The sequence below is a fragment of the Microvirga pakistanensis genome, assembly GCF_004458765.1.
Taxonomy (GTDB): Bacteria; Pseudomonadota; Alphaproteobacteria; order Rhizobiales; family Beijerinckiaceae; genus Microvirga; species Microvirga pakistanensis.
Genome location: NZ_SPJX01000167.1, coordinates 156,336 through 174,328 on the forward strand (window position 1 = coordinate 156,336; position 17,993 = coordinate 174,328).

General features: G+C 56.7%; 11 protein-coding genes and 1 tRNA gene. 7 read left to right on the forward strand and 5 right to left on the reverse strand.

All coding sequences use genetic code 11. The features are described from left to right. Positions 1-112: 112 nt before the first annotated feature. Positions 113-403 (reverse strand): hypothetical protein, encoded by a 291-nt coding sequence (locus E4K09_RS06765; protein ID WP_134495985.1) that lies wholly within the window; start codon positions 401-403, stop codon positions 113-115. Between the two features lie 193 nt (positions 404-596). Between E4K09_RS06765 and E4K09_RS06770 the strand changes: the two genes are divergently transcribed. The 5 genes from E4K09_RS06770 (at position 597) to gmtX (ending at position 10,700) form a co-directional block, all read left to right on the forward strand. After that, positions 597-2,390, forward strand: coding sequence for a sensor histidine kinase (locus E4K09_RS06770; protein WP_166802200.1), 1,794 nt, complete (start codon positions 597-599; stop codon positions 2,388-2,390). Between the two features lie 337 nt (positions 2,391-2,727). Further along, on the forward strand, positions 2,728-4,311 hold the full coding sequence (locus tag E4K09_RS06775) for a DUF6351 family protein (RefSeq protein WP_134495987.1): 1,584 nt from the start codon (positions 2,728-2,730) through the stop codon (positions 4,309-4,311). Between the two features lie 1,329 nt (positions 4,312-5,640). Continuing rightward, positions 5,641-6,693, forward strand: coding sequence for a hypothetical protein (locus E4K09_RS06780; protein WP_134495988.1), 1,053 nt, complete (start codon positions 5,641-5,643; stop codon positions 6,691-6,693). Further along, positions 6,686-9,808 (forward strand): VPA1269 family protein, encoded by a 3,123-nt coding sequence (locus tag E4K09_RS06785; protein WP_134495989.1) that lies wholly within the window; start codon positions 6,686-6,688, stop codon positions 9,806-9,808. The genes E4K09_RS06780 and E4K09_RS06785 overlap by 8 nt, the downstream gene beginning before the upstream one ends. A 169-nt stretch (positions 9,809-9,977) precedes the next feature. Then, positions 9,978-10,700 carry a gamma-mobile-trio protein GmtX gene (gene gmtX / locus E4K09_RS06790; protein WP_134495990.1) on the forward strand — a complete coding sequence of 241 codons (723 nt, stop codon included), beginning with the start codon at positions 9,978-9,980 and terminating at the stop codon, positions 10,698-10,700. Positions 10,701-11,065: 365 nt separating this feature from the next. Here the strand turns inward: gmtX and E4K09_RS06795 are convergent, their stop codons facing one another. The 4 genes from E4K09_RS06795 to E4K09_RS06810 form a co-directional block, all read right to left on the reverse strand. Further along, positions 11,066-11,830 (reverse strand): adenosine kinase family protein, encoded by a 765-nt coding sequence (locus tag E4K09_RS06795; protein ID WP_134495991.1) that lies wholly within the window; start codon positions 11,828-11,830, stop codon positions 11,066-11,068. 317 nt (positions 11,831-12,147) lie between these two features. Continuing rightward, entirely contained in the window at positions 12,148-14,187 is a 2,040-nt protein-coding gene (locus E4K09_RS06800; RefSeq protein ID WP_134495992.1) for an ORC-CDC6 family AAA ATPase, read from the reverse strand. Further along, entirely contained in the window at positions 14,187-15,440 is a 1,254-nt protein-coding gene (locus tag E4K09_RS06805; protein WP_166802201.1) for a metallophosphoesterase family protein, read from the reverse strand. The genes E4K09_RS06800 and E4K09_RS06805 overlap by 1 nt, the downstream gene beginning before the upstream one ends. Before the next feature lie 89 nt (positions 15,441-15,529). Next, positions 15,530-15,605, reverse strand: a tRNA-Glu gene (locus E4K09_RS06810). 291 nt (positions 15,606-15,896) lie between these two features. On the opposite strand from E4K09_RS06810, the gene E4K09_RS06815 reads away from it, so the two are divergent. Then, positions 15,897-16,895, forward strand: coding sequence for an RluA family pseudouridine synthase (locus E4K09_RS06815; RefSeq protein WP_134495994.1), 999 nt, complete (start codon positions 15,897-15,899; stop codon positions 16,893-16,895). 197 nt (positions 16,896-17,092) lie between these two features. Continuing rightward, positions 17,093-17,992: an RNA polymerase sigma factor RpoH gene (rpoH, locus tag E4K09_RS06820; protein ID WP_134495995.1), complete on the forward strand. Its 900-nt coding sequence runs from the start codon at positions 17,093-17,095 to the stop codon at positions 17,990-17,992. Position 17,993 lies beyond the last annotated feature (1 nt).

The window sequence follows — 17,993 nt, forward strand, 5'->3', positions numbered from 1 at the left end:
AGTCGGAGACCATGAGGCAGTATGCCGACCCGAAGCCCGCACGGCAGTCATTGGGCCGTCAGGACCTGGATGATCCGGATGACCTCGGACATCCGGCATAGCGCCTGCGGGCTCAGGACGCGCCGGGCGGCGCGAAGAAGCAAAGAATCCGCCCGGCCGTGGTCTCGCACAGGTGAAACCGCCCGTCCGGCGACGGACGGGCCTTCTCCCGGTCGACGGTCCGGCCGTCCCAGAGCTCGAACCGCCCTGCCGCGTCCAGGACGGTCTCGCCCATGGCCTCGACCAGGGCACGGCAGTCCCGCTCGCTACAGCACGATGCCGGGTACCAGTCGTGGGCGAGCGACGGTGTTGAAGGGATGACGAGCAGGGCGAGTACGAGCAGCGGTCCGGGCGAGCGGGGCATGGCAACCTCCGGCGGGATCGATCATGGTTGCGCGGGAGCGCGGCCTTTGTTTGTCGGTGCACGACCCGTGAGCCAGGTGTCGCGAGCGGGAACGCCGTTGCCCTCACGGATGGCATGGATGTCATTGTTGCAGGCTATCGCGAACCCAACCGATGCCTTAAACTCTGCCGTGTTCAGTTAAAGGGGTATGCGGATGATTGCGGGCCACAGGCTGTCGCTGAGGCTGGTGTTCGCAGTCACCATTGCGGCCATCGCGCTCCTGGCCACGGCTTTCGTCACAGTTCTGGCCAGTCGGGAGACCAGCGAACGCCTGCGCCGCGATATCGGGGCCGACCTGGCGGAACTCGCAACCCACATGGCCGACAAGCTCGACCGGGGCATGTTCGAGCGCTGGCGCGACATCCAGGTTGCCGCCTCCCTTGATACCATGCGCGACCCGAACGTCGCCATGGACGCAAAGAGCATCGTGATTGAGCGCCTACGCTCGACCTATCCTGAGTATGCGGCCGTCGCCTTCATGAGCCCGGACGGACAGGTCAGAGCGGCCACGGTCCCGCAGATGGTGGGCGCCAATATCGCGCAGCGCGACTTCTTTGTGGAAGGGAGCAAGGCGCCGTTCGTGGGTGACGTGCATGACGCCATCCTGCTGGCCAAGATCCTCGGCAACGATCCCGCGGACCCGCCGCGCTTCGTCGACCTTGCTGCACCAGTGCGCGCTGCTGATGGATCCCTTGTGGGCGTTATCGGTGCTCATCTGTACTGGACCTGGGCTCAGGAACTGGAACAGGCGCTGCGCAGCGCCGCACGGGAGCGCTACCCCGGCATCGAGGTGCTAGTCCTGGCTCGCGATGGCACGGTGCTGCTCGGCCCCAAGGATCTGTTGAAGACCTCACTCCAGACCGCTGGAGCAAAGAGTGCCACAGGCGGAGCCCGCGGGTCGAACGTCGAGACTTGGCCTGACGGACGCGAGTACCTGAGCGGCTTCACCAGGACGACGGGGCACCGGGACTACCCGGGATTGGGATGGTCCGTTCTCGTCCGACAGAATGCCGACACCGCATTCGCACCCGTCAGTGCAATCCAGCGGAGGATCGCCGGATGGGGGGCTCTCGTGGCGCTTCTGATTGGCGTCCTCGCCTGGTTTGCGGCGGAGTTGGTCGCTCGCCCTCTGCGGGTCCTCGCCGGTTCGGCGCAAGCGCTCGGGCGGGGAGAACCGATCCGGGTGCCGCAGCGTGCCCCAAGTGAGGTCGGGCAAGTGGCCGACGCTCTGGCGGCAGCCTCGCGGAAGCTTGCCGAGAAGGACCGGCGTCAGACCCTTCTGATCAACGAATTGAACCACCGGGTGAAGAACACACTGGCCACCGTGCAGACGATGGCGCGGCTGACGGCGCGGTCAGCACCGGATCATGAGGCTTACAAGGAGAGCCTTGAGGCGCGGATCCTGGCGCTTTCGAAGACCCACAACCTGCTCACTGAGGCGGCCTGGGAGACGGTGTCCCTGCGGGACGTTATGCGGGCCGAGCTGGAGCCTTACGATGACGGTTCAGGCACTCGGGTTGTGCTGGACGGCCCACCGGTGCCGCTGGCGCCTCGGGTGGCGGTTGCGCTCGGGATGGCCGCGCACGAGCTAACGACGAATGCCGCCAAGCACGGCAGCCTCTCCGTGCCGGAAGGCAGGGTTCGCGTACGCTGGGAGGTGACCACAAGCGGGGACGGCACCCATCTGCACCTGAGCTGGAAAGAGACAGGTGGCCCCACTGTGAGGCAGCCGTCCCGCACGGGCTTCGGCTCGCGCCTGCTCCAGCAGGGAATTGCCCGCGATCTGGATGGTGAGACCCATCTCGACTTTGCCGTTGAAGGCTTGGGATGTCGGATGCTGGTGTCGCTCCACGAGCTTCAGGCGGTCTCACCCCCTGCTGATGTGGATCCCCCGAAACCATCCATGCCGATTTACGCGAGTGCCGCCTCGGGTACCAGGGTAGGATGAGGAAAGTCTGCTCAGGGTCATTCTCTGCCGATCCCCTGCCCTTCGCGAATGTCCGGTGTTCCTCTCTTCTGCGGACCCTCGTCCTACTTCAGCTCCGTGCCAACAGATCACTGTTAGGGGCTCCACTTGGATCGGCTCAGGGAAGATTTGAAACATCATTCGGATGGTCATACCTCTCCGCTTCATGGGGTAGTGGTGTGATACCCAGCCAAATGTGCGGTTTGTCCAATCCATTGCGTATTTGATCCATTGAGAAGCATACGCAGCCCTCTACCCTCTTTCCTCCTGAATATGGACAAGCGGCGATGATGGCTGCAGCCAAGGGAGAGAAACGCGCATGAACGCCTTCGAACGCCCGCTTCTCACGGCCGCTGTGCTTTGGGCTGGCATCATCCCGGTTCACGCACAGAACGCCTCCAGCTTCACCGCGGCACCGTCCGATGCCCCATTTCGCTCCACGCCGGTATCCCCGCAGGTGGCCTGCACGGCCATTGAGCGGCTGGTGCTTCCGGAGGTGTCCTTCCTCAAATCGAGATCTGTGGAGGCGACCGACCGGCACCCTGCTCATTGTCAGGTCACGGGCGTGATCCAGCCGGAGATCCAGTTCGAGATCACTCTTCCGGATACCTGGAACCGGCGGCTCTACATGTTCGGCAATGGCGGCTATGCTGGCGAGAATCTGGCAGAAGCCAGCCGGCAGGACACCCGCAACGCCGCTCTGCGGCAGGGCTTTGCCGTGGTGCAGCAGAACAGCGGACACGATGCCCGGGCTGAACCGCTCGGCAGCTTCGCCGAGAACAACCTTGGCAAGCTCGTGGACTATGCCTCCCGCGGGGTCCACGTGACCGTCACCAGGGCGAAGGACCTGATCCAGGCCTACTATGATCGTCCTCCCTCCTACTCCTACTGGGATGGCTGCTCCACGGGTGGGCGTCAGGGGCTCATGTCCGCTCAGCGCTACCCGAGCGACTTCGACGGCATCCTCGCCGGCGCCCCCGTTCTCGATTTCACCGGAACCCAGCTCTGGGGCGTGTGGAACGCTCAGGCACTAGCAAAGGCGCCGATCTCGATCCGGCAACTCCCCGCGATTGCCAAGGCCGTGCTGGACAAGTGTGACGCCGTAGACGGTGCCAAGGACGGTCTGTTGACCGATCCGCGCCAATGTCCCTTCACCCCAGCTCAGGACCTGCCGAAATGCACCGAAGGCCAGACCGGTGATCAGTGCTTCACCCAAGCCCAGGTCGAGACGCTTCAGACCATTTATGGCGGCGTGAAGAGCAAGGGCGAGGTCATCTTCCCGGGCCAGCTTCCGGGTGCGGAGCCGGCGGATGCCAGCGGCGCGAGCGGGTGGAAGGAGTGGATCGTCTCTGAGGGACCAAAGAGCCGTCAGCTGGCCTATGGCGAGAGCTTCCTCAAGTACTTTGCCAATGCTCCAAGCTCGCAGCCTAACCTGGATTGGAAGCAGTTCAACTTCGACCGGGATGTCGAGCCCATCTCCCGGATCCGGGAGATCCTTGATGCCACCAACCCGGATCTGTCAGAGTTTGAGAAGCGCGGCGGGCGCCTCATCACCTACTTCGGCTGGGCCGACCCTGCCCTGAACCCGATGATGGGGGTGAACTACTATGAGCGGGTCCGTCGGACGATGGGAGAGGACCGGACGAGCAACTTCTACCGGCTGTTCATGGTGCCTGGCATGTTCCATTGCCGCGGTGGCTTCGGCCCCGACCGCTTCGACGCCATGACGCCGCTCATCAACTGGGTCGAGAGCGGCAAAGCCCCGGGTTCCCTTCAGGCGCGGCAGATGGCAGGCTCGCAGGTCGTGCGATCCCGCCCGCTGTGCCCGTATCCGCAGGTGGCGAAGTACTCTGGCACCGGGAACATCGACGAGGCTGCGAGCTTCAGCTGCGCCCACCCATAGGAGATCACAGAAGGTCGCGGCGCTTCTGTTAAGCCCGCTAGGCCGTGATCATGGCCTGCATCATTGAGATACCCACGCACACCGCCGTTGGAGATCCAGAGTGGATCAAAGCCACAGGTCGGTGAGCCCGCAGCAATGTCCGATAATCCCTACTTATCGGACATTGGCCGGACATCGACGTTCAAATCACCAATTAGTTCCGTCCGTAGTGGACAGCTTAAGCAACTAACCATTCAGAAAACCAGGCGATCCACACCAACTCGCCCTTGTCACAGTTAATCACGAACCTAGTCCAGCGATTTCTCTTTCCTTCAAATGCAGGGATCCGGCGCTCAATCCATGCGCAGCGATGACAAATGAAGGATTACACTTTCAATCCTTTCTCGTTTCCTTTCAATGGGTTAGCCCGCTTTGAGACTCGACATTTCACACATCTCGGTCTAGCTTCAATTGACCGAGTTCGGGTCCAGGATCCAAGGGATATGGACGTGGGCGCGTATGGAAAGGACCCCGCAAGTTGGAGAGGTGGGACTTGAAACAGAAGTTTTCAGCACGCCCTCATTCACGGACGGAGCCACCACGCGGGCTTCCGTTGCCAACGACACCCACTCCAATCACTCAACTACGTTTTCGAATGATGGTGGAGTCGATTCTCACCGGGTATGGGACTTCGCAGCCTGAACTGCGGCAGGTCATATTTTCTCAATTATTCGCAAAACCCAATTCACGCCCGGATGCGGACCCATCTCGCCATCAGACGGTACATCGGCATCGCACTGACATGTGAAAGCCTCGGAGTGACAAGTGAGAGTTCCTCAAGCGCTATACCACGCTTCGATGGCCATGTCGGTCGACGGAATGCCTCACGGGTGGACAGCCCGAGTACTGATACTTCGAAAGCAGGACGGCTCTACCGAGCCATATGCCCGCCTAATCGAATACATGAAAGCCTTTCAACATCGGGGACCGACTTGGCAAGACACAGTTGTTCGTGGACTTGGCCTACTGTGGGATTTTTGCCAAGCAGTAGGCCCAAAGATTGCAGCAGAGTCACCCGCGAACTTCCAAAGGACTCTGTTTCGGCGGTTCGCGCACGCCCTACAAAGTGGGACTATCAGCCCGGACGGCATCGATGAATCTGGCCTCTACTGGCCAATGATGGGTTGGCGTCGGACCCGAGAATTGGTCCATAGCATCGAGCACTATGCTCAGTGGTGCTATGAGGAAATTGATCCAAATCCATTTGAGCCAGCCGCTCATAAGAGAGCCCCATCCAAAGGGATCGACATCACCGCGACCTTGGTCTGGAGCCGAATCCGACAGGTATCGATGTTAGTGCACATCGATCAGGAACCTAAAGAGAAACGGCGCAAGAGCTGGGTTGAAACCGGACGCAATCCCGTCGGAGTTAGCGTTGAGCCTGTCAAATACTTTCCACCGGAGTACGTGGAAAGCCTTCTCTGGGAGGGATATAAGCGACCAGGCCGCGACCGCGAGATCAACCCCTTCTTGCGGTACAACAGCAGGGACATGATGGTGGGCCTGCTAGACGGCTGGGGTGGTCTACGCCGCGCTGAAGGCTTCCACCTCTGGATTCAGGATGTCGTCGAGGAGCCTGGTAAACCGGGACATGCACTGGTAGTATTAAATCACCCTTCAGAGGCGATGCTACAGTACTTCGATAAAGTTACCGGTCGCGAATTGAGGCTCTCTCGTCAAGAAGTCCTAAAGCGCCGTTACCCACCATACATGCCACGGCATAAGGTAACCCGAGGACGCTACCGAGCGGGTTGGAAGGGTATAGATCTTAACCGAGAGCATCAGGCCTTCGTCTTTTGGATTGATCCCAATGCAGCCGCTCTCTTTTGGATTCTTTATCTCGGCTACATCCGATATGTTCGGACACCTATAATGAAACACCGCCGAGCGCTCGGCGGCGCCGACCATCCATTCCTATTCGTCACCGAGGGTGATGATCGGCGCGAGGGAACCGCTATGATCGGTGACCCATATACGCCGAAAGCTTATGAGCGGAACCATGAAGCAGCAGTTCGCAGAATTCAGGTCGACGGTGGCACCTATCTCGAGCACAGCAAATACCACGGCACCACAACGCATGGTTTGCGGCATCTATACGGTCAGACCTTAGTGAGTCTTGGCGTCGCCCCTCAAGTGATCCAAAAAGGCCTTCACCACAGACATTATCTTTCCCAAGCTCCATACACCGCACCTGATCGCGATCGAACGAACCAAGTCCTGAACAATGCATATGCTCAATTAACGGGTCGGCATGTCGAGCCGCTAGCTCCGTTGGGACACGAGTCGTCGCAAGCAATTTTGCGGCTCAAGGAGTTCATTGCCAGCGGAGGTCCGCGTGTCTGAGTTTATCCATTCGATCGCGGCAAGTACTCAAGTAGCAGGTGAATGGTTCAACATACATCCAGAAAAGTTCGCCTTGGTACCGAATGAGGATGGCACAATTGATGATGAGATTGGGCACCTTGTCGACGATCTTGTCGAGCAATACACAACCGTGAGAGAACGCAACGGCGGTTCGTCAAATGCACTTGGAGAGCTGCTTGAACTTCATGCGGCAGGGTTGATCCTCTGGCCAATAGCCTTCCTTTGGGATCAATCGGGCCTAGGGAAGATGCATGAGAAGAGATTCAATCGGATTGCAGCGGAATACAATGAAGATTTAGTCGCGATGCAGGTAGAGATCCAAGAGTTGGAATCTTTCAAGAGAGCTGTTCCTAGGGACGGAGGGGGCCGGGATTTTCGGGCTCGCAGCTTCGCTTACTGGAAGATCGCCGCTAGCATAGCGCTGTCCTCAACTAACGTGACGTCTATAGACGACCTCAAGAGTGATCATTTCGACTACATTGCCTCGGTTTTTATGCCAGAGGGTGAATGGGCTGATTGGGCTGCGGGCTGGACCCGGAAGACGTTTCGGTGGTTCGTGGACATTCTGGGCAAGGAGCGACAGGATCCAAACTTGGGGAGAAGCTTGCTTGCCAATCCTCTAAAGCAACTGCGTAGATCTACTCGCAACATTAGCATCGTCGCTTCCAAGCCGCATTTGAGTTGGATTGATACTGAGTACGAGCGTTTTCTCGATGAGGGGAGATATCTGCAGAAAAGAGCTCCCCGCTATGGGAAAAACCTTCTTCTCGACTATTTTGGTCAGCTTTCAACTGAGGCGGGATCAAGCCCTGAGAAGGCATTTTCGCGATCCAATATGTTAGGCCTCCTAACATACGTGAAGATATGGAGCACTGCACCAAAGCAGCAACTTTTCGTAATTGGAAAGGTTCGCGATTTCGCACAGTGGATGGTCGAGGAAAGTCGCGATGAGAATGGGTATCCGACACTGCACACCGGCATCACGGATAAAGATGTTGAGAAACTAGCAAGAGAGATGCCGCCCCAAGGCGGAACATCCAAGCACACCGATGTCGCCGCGCGTCCTATGCCTACTAAATATCACCTCGCCTTGAAGCAACTGATAAAGGAGGATGATTTTGCGTGGCCGAAATCTCTAGTTGATGGGAAAACTGGTCGGCCGTTGCACTGGTGTACCTACACCAAGCCCGATAGCTCAACAGGTCTCGTTTTTTGTGAGGTACTCCCCCGCCTTTTACTGCTTCTACTCGACTTGCCCCTGAGGACCGTGCAAGCCCGCCGCCTTGATAGTGGTGAGGGCGACGCGCGAACATGGCAACCGGGAAAAGGTTGGTCGGCTAGTATCAACGCAAATGCCAATTACTGGGAAAGGATGGGAGCAAGAAACCCAACCCGAGGTGTCTTCCGCGAAATCACAAGCCGCAATGGAGCTATCACGGGCTTCTGGATCAACTCTAATAAGACCGCCGACGCTGCCACACGCTTCGACGAAACTTCTGGTTATTTGATCTCGTGGCAACTTGATGAGCAGCTTGAAAACCTCTTCGAAATGAGGAAATGGCAGGAGACCTACAATCCCGTATCCGCGCCATTGGAGTTCGATGATATTCCCTCGGGGATATTCGAAGACGATCCCTCGGAAAGTCTGAAACACCTGATTCCGGCGCGCTTCTTTCTATTTCGTTATCCTCAGAATTCTGGCGCACGAGGAAAAGAGGCTCCCCCAACTTACAAGGTTCTTCTGCAATTCTTCTATGACGCACTTGATGAATTGGAAAGGCGCCTGAACAAAGAAGATCCTGAGAACAAAATCTGTTTGATCACACAGCGTGACAAATCTGGAGCACCCAAGAAGGCGATCTTCAATATGCACGGCATGCGGTCCGCAACTTTGACCGCCCTGTATGAGGAAGGTGTGTCGGTCGAAGTTCTTAGTAAGATTGTGGCGGGTCATGCGAGCATTCTGATGACACTCAAGTACCTTAAATTCGACCCGGCACATGTTAGCCAAATCCTCACGGACGCACGGCGGAAGGCGCTAACCAAAGCACGCTCGGAGTTTCCGAACTTCCTTCGGAACGCCACCTACGAGCAGGCGGCTCGCATGACCGCCCGGCTCAGCGACGATGGCTTGCACCAGTTGTACGGGAAGTTTTCGGAACCCAGCGCTTGGCTCCAAACTGACTGTGGCATATGCCCAAACGGAGGAACTCTATGTAATATAGGTGGGAAACTCAAAATTAAGCGGCATGACAAAGGTCGGGACAAGTCTACATATGGACCAGTACCGGGCGGTCCGCGAAACTGCACTCGGTGCCGGTTCTTCATCACTGGCGTGCCGTTTCTTATCCCACTCTGGACCCATGCTAATGTGCTCTCGGCTATTTGCGATCAGCTAGCTCTCCGGATCGATGCCGGTCAGCGCACCGTCGAGCGGCTTAAGCAGGAAAGACGAGAGCTTACTTCAGTTGGATCACCTGTCCCACCTGAACTCCGTGAGGCCATCATGATCAATGAGGAGGTGTGGCTCGCTGATATTGAAGCGCGAGACCAAGTTCTCGCAAATTTTCATTCTACCATGATTTTAACTGATAAGATCAGAGCAATCCGAGCATACCTAAAGTCAGCGAAGCAGCAGATTGATGAAAAGATCAGCATCCCAATACTTTTGGCTGATGAGGAATTTCCTGAGATGACAGGGCGGGAATCTACACGATTTGAGCTCATTGATGCGGTAGTTCAAGCGTCGCGTTGGTTTCCGTCTATCAACGCCGACGACCTCGAACGAGAGCGAGACGAATTCCTCGACAAAGTTTTATATGGAAATGGCTATCAACCCATCAGACTTGCCCCTCTTACTCCCGAGGAACGCCGCGACTCCGCAGATGCTATGGCTGCATTTCTTCTAATCAAGTTAGGAGCTGAGGAAACACAAAATGTAATCGAAGGCCGGAAGTCGCTTTCGGAACTTGGCCTTGACTACCCTCTTGAAGAAACATACCGACGCTATGTCGGAAAAGAACTACCCCGTAGCGTTTTACCAACTGTTCGACCGCCACCACGGCCTCCTGTACTTGAAGGCTCTTTGGCTTAGCTAGTTGAAAGTCATCCAGCTGCTTAGTCTTGTGGCACTGGCGTTATAAGCTCTCAACCGCGGCGGTGCAAGGCACCCCGGCGTCAGTCCGCGGAGTGAAGATTATTTCCGCCCAAAAGCGGATCGAAATAGCTCATTACCTTAGATCGAGCCCGACGGGACCTGGAAAATGAAGCCTGAGATTAAGGAAGCGCTAGAGCACATGGAACGGAGGCTCAACCAATATACTCTCGATGCTCATACTGTTGTAATCTCGACGAAGCTCCGCAATCTGAGCCAAATTTGCCGGGAGTTGATCGTCGACGCACGGCAACGCCTCACGGTGCCATCTGTTCTGCGTCGTTATACGGCCCGATTTCCGGATCCCTCTGTGAGCCTCGCGGAGTCTTCAATCCGCAACAAACGTGCGGGTGCCAATAAGTACAAGTTGCTCTATGACGACTGGGACCAAATTGCTGAAGTGATCCTCCAAGCTCAGGCGACTCCCTCGAGGCGTGAGTTTGGCGCCGAAATCATCACTGATGCGGAGATCCGGAGGATCGATGACGATATCGTGCGGCACCAAGTTAGCCTGCTTAAGGTAAGAGCTAGGAGTCTGGAGAGTCAGATCAACATCTTACAAAGATACCGAGGTGGACCAGTCATTCAGATCAAGGGTGAATTCCCATGCGGTGGTGAAATTCCATTGCTGCCTCAGGAAGCAAATGATCTCGCTCTAAACGAGGCCGAGGTAGAGTCACTAAAGAATTTCATAGATGCACGCCTTATCAAAGTCCGCGGGCTCAGACGATCCTCCGACGGCTCTATCGAGAGCACGAATGGACGCCGCCTCTCGGACCCATGCTTCCTCGACGCAATCGAAAAAATTATAAAGAGCTACAGGGACTCCTAAAGTACGGGTCGCATTTGAATCCGTGAATCTCGGATGTATCATCTGTCGACTCCAATTATCCATGCTTAATCGCAGGGACGCTCACTGCGAGAAGATGAACAACTAGACCTGTCTGATGGCCTGATTGTCCGCAGGTCTTGACGCAAGAACGCGATCTTCACCACTGTAGCGAAGTCCAGGGCCAGCTTTTCGTGCCTGGTCCATCTGACTTGCATCGAGGAGCGGGTGCGCCGCAGCCCAAAAATTTGTTTAAATCGGCTCGGCTAAAGGGGCTTGCTTTCACAGCCGGACGCATGGAAGCCGAAGAACCCTTGTAGGCTTAGCCGCCTTTTGCTGATATGCCATTCGAGGTGGTTCATAGTATTTCAAGCCAACTCCGCGAACGCTGATGTTTCCAATGTTAGATCCAGTGAACTGCGGTCTTGAATTCTGAACACCCATGAAGACCCTGTAGCCGCCGTTTCATTCTCGGGGTATTGGGCTGGCACGCGGCAAATCACGGTAGCCCGCTTATTAATCAGTGCATGCACTCCCATTCCAACGGCGTGGGGTTTTGTCCCTAGACTCATCAACGTGTCGCTAAACCCCTTCGGAGTTTTAAGCTCCGTATCGAGTAGTCGAGCCATGTTTGAAGCACTGCCTGCCGGACAGTGGTAGATCTCAGTTTCTGGGACATCTAGCTCTCTTGCCAGCATCTCACCATCCCGAGTGCCAATTTCCTCGTATTCCGGGCTATGACTTGGGAAGGGTAGGATCACTGCATACTTATCGGCTTGGTAGGTTCGAATAAATTTCCGAGCCTCTAAAGTCTCAAATCCAAGTGAAGCAACAATCCGGCTCTTGTTTTCAAGTGCGAGCTCACCTTCGAAATAGGGAATCGCTAAAGGCCGCCATTCACCCATTGAGAATCTATAGGCATTACTCCCCTCGTTCCCGTTCGCGCCGAGATGTACGGGGCTATATAGCCCCTCGGCGTAGAAAAGTTGCATCTCGCTTACAAGTGAGTTCTCAAAGGAAAGCCCGATGAGGTACAAAATATAATGCTTTGGCAGGCATGAAGTATCGATCGCTACTCTAACAGGCCGGCCGAGTTGGGATCTAATACTGGTTAGCAAGCTTTCAAACTGCACAGTCCATCCTCGAAAATCGAGGATGGATAGTGGGCCAAAGTCGATTAGCTGCGTGTTATCATTCGAAAGAATGGATACGGCTTGACTATCATGAAGCTCTCTCCGCCCGGTTACACCGCGTTCAGAGAATCTGACTACGGCACCAAAACGGAACTTGTCCCGAGCCGCACGAAAGACCTCTAAGCACCTCGGCTCAGAACTTGTAGTCGCGATTATCAAGTCGCCGCCCAAGCGTAGCCTTTCAGTAGCGGCTCGTCGCTCCACCAACTGAATGAAAGCACGTGAGTAATGATCGTTCGCTTGGTCCATCTCGAAACTCACAGCAACAGCGTTGATTGTCCAGGAATGGAACTACCGATCTTACCGTAGACTCGCTCAACCCACTCGTTTGCAGCGATCCCTGAGGGACGCTCACATAGTGCTGCAAAATCCTCCATCGGCATAGTCACGGGCTCATAAGGTCCACGCTGCGAGAAGCGAAACAGCGCCGCAAACCTTCTATGTAACCTGTAAGAGAGAGTGCTCGGCACTTTCCTGCCCGCGATGTCGCCGCTTTCATCAGCTTGAGGACTGGACGCCCGAACTGGCTCAGGACGCAACAAACCGTCGGCCTCACATCTTTGGAAAATGCGAACGATCTGCGCCTTCCGATCAGCAATGTGCTTCTCACTTGAGCCCGGTATATTACTCAAGTTGAAAACGAATATTCCCCGCTCCGGCGTCGCAAGACTGTCGGTGTTTCGATGATCAGACTGCAGTTTCGCGCAGAGCATCCCGAGGCATTCAATGACTTTCATCACCTCGATCCAATCCTGCTCAAGATTATTCTTGATCCCATCAAACTTGCTTCGGCTGGCAGCCTTGATGCCCTCTCTCTGAGAGACAAGCGATAGAGGAGTTCTGCGGTAGGCGAAACCATCCGCCGAAGAAATCTCCCTTCGCTTCAGAGCCTCTTCTAGTATTGCTGCAGCAATCTCAAGATAATCGCGAACACACAGATCGCTCATGGATATGATAGTGCTTGCCCCAGCATATGGCACATTTGCGATCCTGAACTCCGAGCAGATATTCAACAGGGCCGCACGCTGCTTGCGACGTAGGTATGCTTGAATATTTCTCGACCGGCGACGGCTATGCATGTCAGCATGATTAATACCCAATTTTTCAATCAAGTATGCCTGCCATATCGGAGGAACGTCTTCCGAATCAACGTCGCTTTCGCCATCAATCTTTTGCCGAATAGCACTCGCCCGTTCCTTTAGCTGGGAGAAAGCAGGAGAAATGCTATTCTTTGTCGTCTCGATTAGGAGTGTATTGATGCTTCTGGCGCCAAATACTTGGTCGAGTGTGAAGAAGTTTGACGGCAATTCACGAAATGAGGTAGCGCTACTCAGCTGTGTGTTCGAGTAATATAGCCTAAGCGCCGAAACCTCCTCACAGAGCCGTCGGAAATCCTTCTCGCTTTCATTGTTCAGGTCAATTTGCCGACGGTCCGCATCTGTGAGGCTCTGGTTTTGAATGATGGTTGATGTCGAGTCATAGTCAGTAGACACATAGCTGACGACCCAGAAAAGAGGGTTCTTCGAAGTCCTGACCAAGGTATTTAGAAACCTCTGCTGACGCGGATGCAAAGTTTCACAATCGTCTATACACACCTTGATATGAAAGTGCGGGGGGCACATGTCGTGACCGCTTTCGCAGGCAAGTGTGCGCACTCTCGCCGCTAGATCGTTGACGAACACTCCCGGCTCTGTCTCAGGAAGCGCCCCATCAAGCCTATCAATCAAACCACGGGTGACGGCGAGATTCATTTTTCGCTGAAGACCTCTGAACCATTTGGATAGCTCGTCCAGTCCGATCAGCCGATCCGCTCCGTCAAACACGTTTGGATGTTCGGAGCACAATTCCTGGACCACCTCCGCTTCCTGTGTGGGCGAGTAGCCGAACTTTCCAGCTGAACGTAGTCCGGCAAACGCCTCACAGATGAGCTGCGCCGAAATCACCTCAATCAACTTTGAGAAATAATCATGCTCTACCCGCTCAAGGTCCGGAGCGCGCGGGAACCAGTGTTCCCAATCGACTGAGCCAAAGGCGCTAGATATGTAGTCAGGCAAGCGGAAGTATACAGCTACATAATCCGGTTGATCATCATCCGAAATTTGATCCCGCAGGGTTTTGTTATTTAATCTCTCGCGCCAATTAACGGCCTGTAGAAGACTGGTTTTTCCGCTTCCACGTGTCCCGGCGATATAGAGTGACTTCAGCCCCTCCAAATACTTTACGTTTGGCGACAGCCAAATAAGTGGATGTTCCTGATGCTCGAATCGTGTCGGGCGGAATGGATTGTTATCAGCCATTAGATTGCTCGCGTCACACGCCAAAGATCCGGCGCGCTTTCTGCGTTAAGAATTTCAACCAATCCAAGCCACCGAAGCTCGATGATGGAAGCTTGCATTTCTTCCCGACTACACCCCACAGCGCGGGCGAGATCCGAGCAGTAGTGAATATTGTTTGAACCTAGCTGTGCCATCAGCTCTCGGCTATGCCGGGTTGCATTCTCAATACCGGCCAGGGTCGTCCAAAAGGGGATATCAATAGCGGCCTTCTTCTCGATCTGATTACCCGTACGGCGATATGGAGTTACGTTGATGCCGAGAGGAAATCCCGCGTCGTTATAGGCGATCTCGACCACATTGAAGCCATCCCGTAGGAGCGGAGCCGAGATCGAGATGATGCCGGACTTTCGCCAGACGGGAGATCTGATCACCTCATACGGATCTTGATGAATGTGCCCGTGGAGGAACACCACAGGTCTGTTGAGGGACAAGAGACTGCCTCGGAAGGAGCCCCCATTTAACAGCTCCGCATAAGGTGCGATCCGGGGCGTAGCCTGAGGCAGCAGATTGTGATGGGCGCAGATAATCGGCACTGCTGTATTAGGCAGCGCTGCAGCACGTTCTAGAAGCTCAGCAATGGCTTCTTCACTGACAGCTGGCGTATCAATGCTCTCTATCAGCTCGTCGAGCAGATGAGGGTTGGCCCCATTCGCAACAAGCTCGTCCAAGGCCCTGCTCACAGGCTCCTTGATCGTCGCTGGCAGGAAACGCGTCTCCCCACAACCGAGGCAGCTGTTTATGCCAAAAACCTCCGCTCTCCCGACCGTACCATTCCATGTCAGCCTCGTAGGTTTTGAGGCAGCGGCCTCTGGAAAGCCGATATTTCGGAGGGCCGCATTCACATCCTCAAACCGTTGTTCAGGGCTAGCTTTGCTGAACCGGTCTATGTCGTGATTTCCGATGAGGAACACGGAGCTGGATGCGACCTTGCCGCTCCACGAGACGGGGATCACCCGCTGAACATAGCTCAAACAGTCTGACAGGCCAGTTGCATCGCCTCGGGTCGTGTAATCCCCCATAAACGCAAGGACGTGCGGATCCTGCTCCTCGATCAACGTCGAGAGTTTTTTCGTAACAGTCTGAAGAGGAGCTATGCCAACCGTGCCTGTGACTCTGCTTGGGAATGCAGAATCCTTGTCATCAACGGGTGGTGTTGAATTTTCTTTGTCGGGGTAGTGAACGTCGCCCACTTGCAGGAGGCGGAAGATCTCCAAGGCTCTCCCCAACGTCGCGGCTTATAAGGAAAAACCAGCGACAACATCGCTGCCCAGGCGCCGCACCTGAAGCTAAGTTCTTGAAACTTTGGCGCTCCCTAGGGGACTCGAACCCCTGTTTTTGCCGTGAGAGGGCAACGTCCTAGACCGCTAGACGAAGGGAGCAACTTTGTTACATATCGTACTCGTATGACCTATTACCAGCTGTTTTCCCTCCTGCCTAGAGGCACCGAACAGAAACCTACCACCCCGCTCATTTCTGAGCTTGTTTGGTAGGCCTACCACTCTCGAACCCTTATCACCACTCGCGTGGTAGGGTTGGAGGGGGGTCCTGACGTCCTAGACCGCTAGACGAAGGGAGCTAGCAAGGTTGAGGCCGCTCGTATAACCACCATTGCGAATCCCTTCAAGCCCTTTCTCCGAAAAAAGAGCGGGCCAGGCAGAAACGAGGACGTGGTGGACGACAGGACCCTGCAGGAATGGACCCTTGACGATGGAACGGCGGCCGAGCGGCTCGACCGCGTGCTGGCGCGGCTCGCGAGCGATCTGTCGCGCAGCCGCCTGCAGGCCCTGATCCGCGAAGGCCAGGTGACCGTCGACGGCGCACCCGTGCTCGATCCGGGCCGCAAGGTCGGCGCGGGCGCGCGGATCGCCCTGCAGGTTCCCCCACCCGTGCCCGCGGAGCCTCAGGGCGAGGCCATGGACCTGTCCATCGTCTATGAGGACGATGATCTGATCGTCATCGACAAGCCGGCGGGGCTCGTGGTCCATCCGGCGGCGGGTCATGAATCCGGCACGCTGGTGAACGCGCTCATCGCCCATTGCGGCGAGAGCCTGTCGGGCATCGGCGGGGTGAAGAGGCCCGGAATCGTGCACCGGCTCGACAAGGACACCTCGGGCCTTCTCGTGGTGGCCAAGAACGACTTGGCCCATCAGGGGCTGGCGGAGCAATTCGCCGACCATGGCCGCACCGGCCCCCTGGAGAGGCTCTATATCGCCCTCGTCTGGGGCGTTCCGGAGCGCCGGCGCGGCACGGTGGAAGCCGCGCTCGCCCGCAGCCAGCACAACCGCGAAAAGATCGCCATCGTGTCCGATGAGAACGAACGGGGCCGTTACGCCATCACCCATTACGAGGTCCTGGAGCCCCTGCCCTCCGCCAATCCGATCGCCTCTCTCGTCCAGTGCGAGCTCGAGACCGGGCGCACCCACCAGATCCGCGTTCATATGGCCCATATCGGCCACCCGCTCCTCGGCGACGCGGTTTACGGTTCCGGGTTCAAAACGAAGGCGAACCGCCTGACACCGGACCAACAGCAGGCTCTGAGGGCTCTGGACAGGCAGGCCTTGCACGCGGCGGTCCTCGGGTTCGAACATCCCAGGACAGGCGAGTTCCTGCGTTTCGAGAGCCCTGTGCCGGCGGACTTGGCCGCGCTCCTGGAGAGCCTGAAGGCCTAGGCGCTGAGCGTCAATGCGTCGCAAAATTCTGCCACGCTGGCACCCTTGCGATCGTGGAGCGTTCACCAGGTCTTGAACCCTGGCGCCTCTATCCGGACAAGGTTGAACCGCTTATATAAGGATGTTGGGCGGCCGGCCATCGAGGGGGCCGCCTCAGGCTTGCCTCACGGAACGAGGGAGCCAAAGGAGGAGAAGATATGGCTGCAGCGCTTCCAGTGCTTGCCAATGAAGGGGGCCTTTCCCGCTATCTCGACGAGATCCGTCGATTCCCCATGCTTGAGCCGCATGAGGAGTACATGCTCGCCAAACGCTGGCGTGAGCATGGAGATCGCGAGGCTGCCCACAAGCTCGTGACATCCCACCTGCGCCTCGTCGCCAAGATCGCCATGGGTTACCGCGGCTACGGCTTGCCGATCAGCGAGGTGGTCTCCGAAGGCAATGTCGGCCTCATGCAGGCCGTCAAACGCTTCGAGCCCGACAAGGGCTTCCGCCTCGCCACCTATGCCATGTGGTGGATCAAGGCGGCGATTCAAGAATACATCCTGCGGTCCTGGTCGCTCGTGAAGATGGGCACCACCGCGAACCAGAAGAAGCTGTTCTTCAACCTGCGCAAGGCCAAGGGCCGCATCTCGGCTCTGGACGAGGGCGACCTGCGCCCGGACCAGGTGAAGCAGATCGCCACTCAGCTCGGCGTGACCGAGCAGGACGTGGTCGACATGAACCGCCGCCTCGGCGGCGACGCCTCCCTGAATGCGCCCCTGCGCGACGAGGGCGAAGGCGGCGGCGAGTGGCAGGACTGGCTGGTCGACCAGAGCGAAAGCCAGGAGCAGGTGCTCGTCGAGGAGGAGGAAGGCCAAAACCGGCTGACGGCGCTGCGCAACGCCCTCACGGTTCTCAACTCGCGCGAGCGACGGATCTTCGAAGCCCGTCGCCTCTCGGACGACCCGATCACGCTTGAGGAACTCTCGACCGAGTTCGGGGTCTCCCGCGAGCGCGTGCGCCAGATTGAGGTCCGGGCCTTCGAGAAGGTGCAGGAAGCGGTGAAGAAGAACCTTACCCAGATCGAGCAAACCCCGTCGGCCGAGGCTTCGGCCTGAG

What these genes read in the sequence shown, in the direction of transcription:
- rpoH (WP_134495995.1), top strand. Translation starts at nt 17,093, where the DNA reads ATGGCTGCAGCGCTTCCAGTGCTTGCCAATGAAGGGGGCCTTTCCCGC.
- E4K09_RS06800 (WP_134495992.1), bottom strand. Translation starts at nt 14,187, where the DNA reads ATGGCTGATAACAATCCATTCCGCCCGACACGATTCGAGCATCAGGAA.
- E4K09_RS06765 (WP_134495985.1), bottom strand. Translation starts at nt 403, where the DNA reads ATGCCCCGCTCGCCCGGACCGCTGCTCGTACTCGCCCTGCTCGTCATC.
- gmtX (WP_134495990.1), top strand. Translation starts at nt 9,978, where the DNA reads ATGAAGCCTGAGATTAAGGAAGCGCTAGAGCACATGGAACGGAGGCTC.
- E4K09_RS06770 (WP_166802200.1), top strand. Translation starts at nt 597, where the DNA reads ATGATTGCGGGCCACAGGCTGTCGCTGAGGCTGGTGTTCGCAGTCACC.
- E4K09_RS06780 (WP_134495988.1), top strand. Translation starts at nt 5,641, where the DNA reads ATGTTAGTGCACATCGATCAGGAACCTAAAGAGAAACGGCGCAAGAGC.
- E4K09_RS06775 (WP_134495987.1), top strand. Translation starts at nt 2,728, where the DNA reads ATGAACGCCTTCGAACGCCCGCTTCTCACGGCCGCTGTGCTTTGGGCT.